Raw genomic sequence first — 4,638 nt, forward strand, 5'->3', positions numbered from 1 at the left:
GGTGTTTGGGGGCGGCGCAGGCCCGCGTCGCGGAGCAGGCGGACCAGCTCCCGGCTGGGGACCACCCGGGCCCCGAGCCAGACCGCCATGGCGAAGCGCTCGGCGGGGATGTCGTAGTGGTCACGGTCGAAGCCGCGCCGGGGTGCGCCCAGCGCCTCGGCGAAGGCGTGCAGCTCCGCGAGGGAGACGTCGCTGATCAGGTGGGACCAGAGCCGTCCCCGCGACGGCCAGGCGGGCCGGTCCAGGTACAGCATGGCGGCCAATCTAGTCGCCGGTTAGCCTCTCCCGCATGGCCGGATCCCCCCTCCTCGACGACCTGCGTGCGGCGCTCGGCGACGACGCCGTCCTCACCGACCCCGATCTGCTCCGGATGCACCAGCGCGACGAAGCGGACCTGTGCCCGGCCGGTACGCCGCTGGTGGTGACCCGCCCGCGCGACACCGAGCAGGTGGCGGCCGTGGTCCGGGCCGCCGCCCGGCACGGCGTACCGGTGGTGCCGCAGGGCGCCCGGACCGGCCTGGCCGGCGCCGCGAACGCGATCGACGGCGCGGTGGTGCTCAGCACGGTGGCGATGGACGCCATCCTGGAGATCGACCCGGTGAGCCGGATCGCCGTGGTGCAGCCCGGCGTGGTCAACGCGAGGCTGGCGGCGGCGGTGGCCGAGCACGGCCTCTACTACCCGCCGGACCCGGGCTCCTGGGAGTCCTCCACCATCGGCGGCAACGTCTCCACCAACGCCGGCGGCATGTGCTGCGTCAAGTACGGGGTGACCACCGAGTACGTCCTCGGCCTGGAGGTGGTGCTCGCCTCCGGCGAGGTGCTGCGCACCGGCCGGCGCACCGCCAAGGGGGTCGCCGGCTACGACCTGACCCGGCTCTTCGTCGGCTCGGAGGGCACCCTCGGGGTGCTCACCGAGATCACCGTGTCGCTGCGCCCGGCACCGGAGGAGTCGCTGACCATGGTGGCGGTCTTCGGTTCGACCGCCGAGGCGGGCACGGCGGTGGCCCAGATCGCCGCCCGAGGGCTCACCCCCAGCCTGCTGGAGCTGCTCGACCGGACCCACCTGCGGGCGATCGAGGCGTACCGGCCGATGGGGTTGCGGACCGACGCGCAGGCGCTGCTGCTGGCCGCCGCGGACACCGGCGCGCGGGCGGCGGACGACCTGGCCCGGCTGGCCGAGGTCTGCGAGGCCGCCGGCGCCGAGGAGGTGTACGCGGCCACCGACGCGGTCGAGGCGGCGGCGCTGCTCCAGGCCCGCCGGCTGGCGCACCCGGCGATGGAGAAGTTCGCCGCGGACGCCTTCCCCGGCGGCAACGGCGGTCTGGTGATCGACGACGTGGCGGTGCCGCGCGGCTCGCTGGCGGCGTTGCTCGACGGGGTGGCCCGGATCGCCGAGAAGTGCGACGTGCCGATCGGCGTCGTCGGGCACGCCGGGGACGGCAACATGCACCCGAACATCGTGGTGGACCGGGCGGACCCGGCCAGCCTGGAGCGGGGCCGGCGCGCCTTCGACGAGATCATGCAGCTCGGCCTGGACCTCGGCGGCACCTGCACCGGCGAGCACGGCGTCGGGCTGCTCAAGCGGGACTGGCTGGCCCGGGAGATCGGTCCCGTCGGGGTGCGGGTGCACCAGGCGATCAAGGCGGCGCTCGACCCGGCCGGGCTGCTCAACCCGGGCAAGGTGCTCTGAGGCGCGGCCCGGGCGCGGGTCAGGCGGTGGGTTCGGCGGGGGTGGCCTGGGTGAGCAGCAGCAGGATCTCGTTGGCCACCGGCGGCCGATCCTCGCCCGGGCAGTCCTGCGAGGTGATCAGGCCGGCCGAAGTGAGCAGGCTGGAGGTCAGCGCGTCGATGCAGCTGACCCGGTAGCGGCGGGCCTCGTCGGTCTCCTGACGCAGGCGCGGGTCGGCGAGCAGGTCGTGCAGCCGCTTCACCTGCTCGGGGTCGAGGCTGCCCGTCGAGGTCACCCCGTCGCCGGCGCAGTCGTCGCACTCCCAGTGGCCGTCCGGCTCGACGTTGAGCGACCGGAGCGGACCGTCCTGACCGAGCTTCTGCACCAGGCTGACCCGGTTGGCCGCTCCGGCGCCGGGAGAGGCCGTCGCCGCCGAGGCCTTGTCCGGTGTGGACTCCGTGCCCCGGTCGAAGACCGAGCAGGCGGTGAGGGCGATCGTGAGGACGGCACCGGCGCAGACCATGAGCATGCGTGACCACTGGTTGGGAACCACGCGCCGGAACTTACCCCACCGTAGGTAGCGACCGGTACCCGCCGACCGTACGGGCATCGATGGATGTAACGGTCGGTCAGCGCGACGAGGTGGGCAGCCCGGCGCTGTCCCCGTCGACACCCCGGTCGGCGGCGAAGCCCCGCACGTCCGGCGCGCCGAGCCGGGCCGCGTCGGCGGTGGCGTCGTCCGGCATCAGCTGGGACTCCCGCTCCGCCTCGACCCGGGCCCGGTAGTGGGTGATCTCGCGCTCGCGGGTGGCCGCGTCCCAGCCGAGCACCGCGCCCATCAGCTCCGCGGTGTGCCCGGCCGACTCCAGGCCGCGGTGGGTGGTCTCGAAGGAGATCCGGGTACGCCGGGTCAACACGTCCTCCAGGTGCAGCGCCCCCTCGGCGCGGGCCGCGTACGTCACCTCGGCGGCCAGGTACTCCGGTGCGCCGGCCAGCGGCGAGGCGAGCAGCGGGTCGGCGTCCACCAGGGCCAGCAGCTCCCGGGTCAGCGTGCCGTACCGCTCCAGCAGGTGCTCGACGACGCCGACCGGCACTCCGTGCCGGCGGGCCAGGTCGGCCCGGTCCCGCCACATGGCCTGGTAGCCGTCGGCCCCGAGCAGCGGCAGGTCGGCGGTGCGCGAGGGGCGGCCGCCGCCGAGCCGGCGGACCGCCCGGTCCACCACGTCGGAGGCCATCACCCGATACGTCGTGTACTTGCCGCCGGCGACCAGGAGCAGCCCCAGCATCGGCTCGAAGACGGCGTGCTCGCGGGAGAGCTTGGAGGTGGAGTCCGCCTCACCGGCGAGCAGCGGGCGCAACCCGGCGTAGACGCCCTCGATGTCCGCCGTGGACAGCGGCCGGTCGAGCACGGTGTTGACCTGGTCGAGCAGGTACTGGATGTCGCGGGCGGAGGCGGACGGGTGGGACCGGTCCAGCCGCCAGTCGGTGTCCGTGGTGCCGATGATCCAGTGCCCGCCCCAGGGGATGACGAAGAGCACGCTGGTGGCCGTGCGCAGGATCAGCCCGGTCTCGCCGGTGATCGCCGAGCGGGGGACGACCAGGTGCACGCCCTTGGAGGCCCGCACCCGGATGCCGGGGCGCAGTCCGACGTCGTTGAGCATCCGCGACATGTCGTCGCTCCACACGCCGGTGGCCCCGATGACGGTGCGCGCGCGTACCTCGAACTCGGCGTCCGGCGAACCGGCGGGCGCCTCCAGGTCGCGGACCCGGACCCCGGTCACCTCGCGGGCCTGCCGGATCAGCCCGACCGCGCGGGCGCTGCTCACCACGGTCGCGCCCAGGCTGGCCGCGGTGCGGGCCAGGGTCACCACCAGCCGGGCGTCGTCGACCTGGCCGTCGTAGTAGCGGATGGCGCCGGCCAGCGAGTCGGCCCGCAGGCTGGGGAAGATCCGGCGGGCGCCCTCGCGGGTCAGGTGCCGGTGCAGCGGCATCCCCCGTCCACCGCCGAAGACCCCGGCGAAGGCGTCGTACGCGGCCACGCCGGCGCCGTAGTAGGAGCGGCGGAAGGCCCGGGCCGGCAGGTCCCGCAGGCCACGGCCGGCGGGCAGCGGCACCAGGAACGGCACCGGCCGGACCAGGTGCGGGGCGAGCCGGGTGGCGAGCAGGCCGCGCTCGGTGAGCGCCTCGTGGACCAGGTGGAACTCCAACTGCTCCAGGTAGCGCAGCCCGCCGTGGATCAACTTGCTGGACCGGCTGGAGGTGCCGGCGGCGTAGTCGCGGGCCTCGACCAGGGCCACCTTGAGCCCCCGGGAGGCGGCGTCCAGCGCGGCGCCCGCCCCGGTCACCCCACCACCGATGACCAGCACGTCGAACCGTTCGGACTTCAGGCGGCGCAGGTCCGCGGCGCGGCGCTCCGGGGAGAGCTGGCCGGCGGCGGATCGGGTCACATTGGGGTCGCGCACGGATCCACCGTAACCGCCCGGGGCCCCGGGCAGCAGGCCGTGTCCCCCGCCAGGGGCGGGGAGAGGGCATTGATCACCCGCCGCGCGCCGGGTATCGCGCGATCCGGGCACGTCGGGACGGCACGGACGTCGGGGGGCGGGTCGGGCGTCGTACTGTTTCCGGATGCGGCCCGAGCCACCTCCCACCGGAAGCGACGGGACCGCCGGGTCCGCCAACCCCTGGGCGGTGGTGGCGGCCGTGCTGGCGGGCGGCTGGACGGTGGCGACCACCGTCCTGCTCCAGGTCGCCGGCTGGTCCGTCGACCAGGTACGGCTCGCCAGCGGGCTGGACCGGTGGCCGTGGCTCTGGCCGGCGCTCTCCCTGGCCGGCGTCCTGCTGGTCGGCCTGCCGGCCCTGCTGCTGGCGCTGCTCCCCCGCTCCCCGGCGCTGCGGGCCACCGGTTTGGCCTGGCTCGCCGGAGCGCTGGTGCTCGGCGCGCTCGGGGCACTGCGCGCCCTCCCGCCGGT

Annotated in this window: 4 protein-coding genes and 1 pseudogene; 2 read left to right on the forward strand and 3 right to left on the reverse strand. The window is 75.3% G+C overall.

Going from position 1 to position 4,638, the window contains the following annotated elements; translation table 11 throughout:
- Positions 1-254: DUF4031 domain-containing protein (locus JNW89_RS28300; RefSeq protein WP_238451428.1), on the reverse strand; the 254-nt coding region annotated here is incomplete at its 3' end.
- Between the two features lie 35 nt (positions 255-289).
- Between JNW89_RS28300 and JNW89_RS28305 the strand changes: the two genes are divergently transcribed.
- Positions 290-1,690, forward strand: coding sequence for an FAD-binding oxidoreductase (locus tag JNW89_RS28305; protein WP_238451429.1), 1,401 nt, complete (start codon positions 290-292; stop codon positions 1,688-1,690).
- A gap of 19 nt (positions 1,691-1,709) precedes the next feature.
- Here the strand turns inward: JNW89_RS28305 and JNW89_RS28310 are convergent, their stop codons facing one another.
- Entirely contained in the window at positions 1,710-2,222 is a 513-nt protein-coding gene (locus tag JNW89_RS28310) for a hypothetical protein (RefSeq protein ID WP_238451430.1), read from the reverse strand.
- Between the two features lie 76 nt (positions 2,223-2,298).
- The gene (locus tag JNW89_RS28315; protein WP_375155156.1) at positions 2,299-4,131 is read right to left on the reverse strand and encodes a glycerol-3-phosphate dehydrogenase/oxidase; all 1,833 of its coding nucleotides are present in this window, start codon (positions 4,129-4,131) and stop codon (positions 2,299-2,301) included.
- 163 nt (positions 4,132-4,294) lie between these two features.
- Between JNW89_RS28315 and JNW89_RS28320 the strand changes: the two are divergent.
- Positions 4,295-4,638, forward strand: a pseudogene (locus JNW89_RS28320) (peptidase S8); the annotation flags it as partial.

The sequence above is a fragment of the Micromonospora sp. 4G55 genome (assembly GCF_016803375.1).

What these genes read in the sequence shown, in the direction of transcription:
- JNW89_RS28305 (WP_238451429.1), top strand. Translation starts at nt 290, where the DNA reads ATGGCCGGATCCCCCCTCCTCGACGACCTGCGTGCGGCGCTCGGCGAC.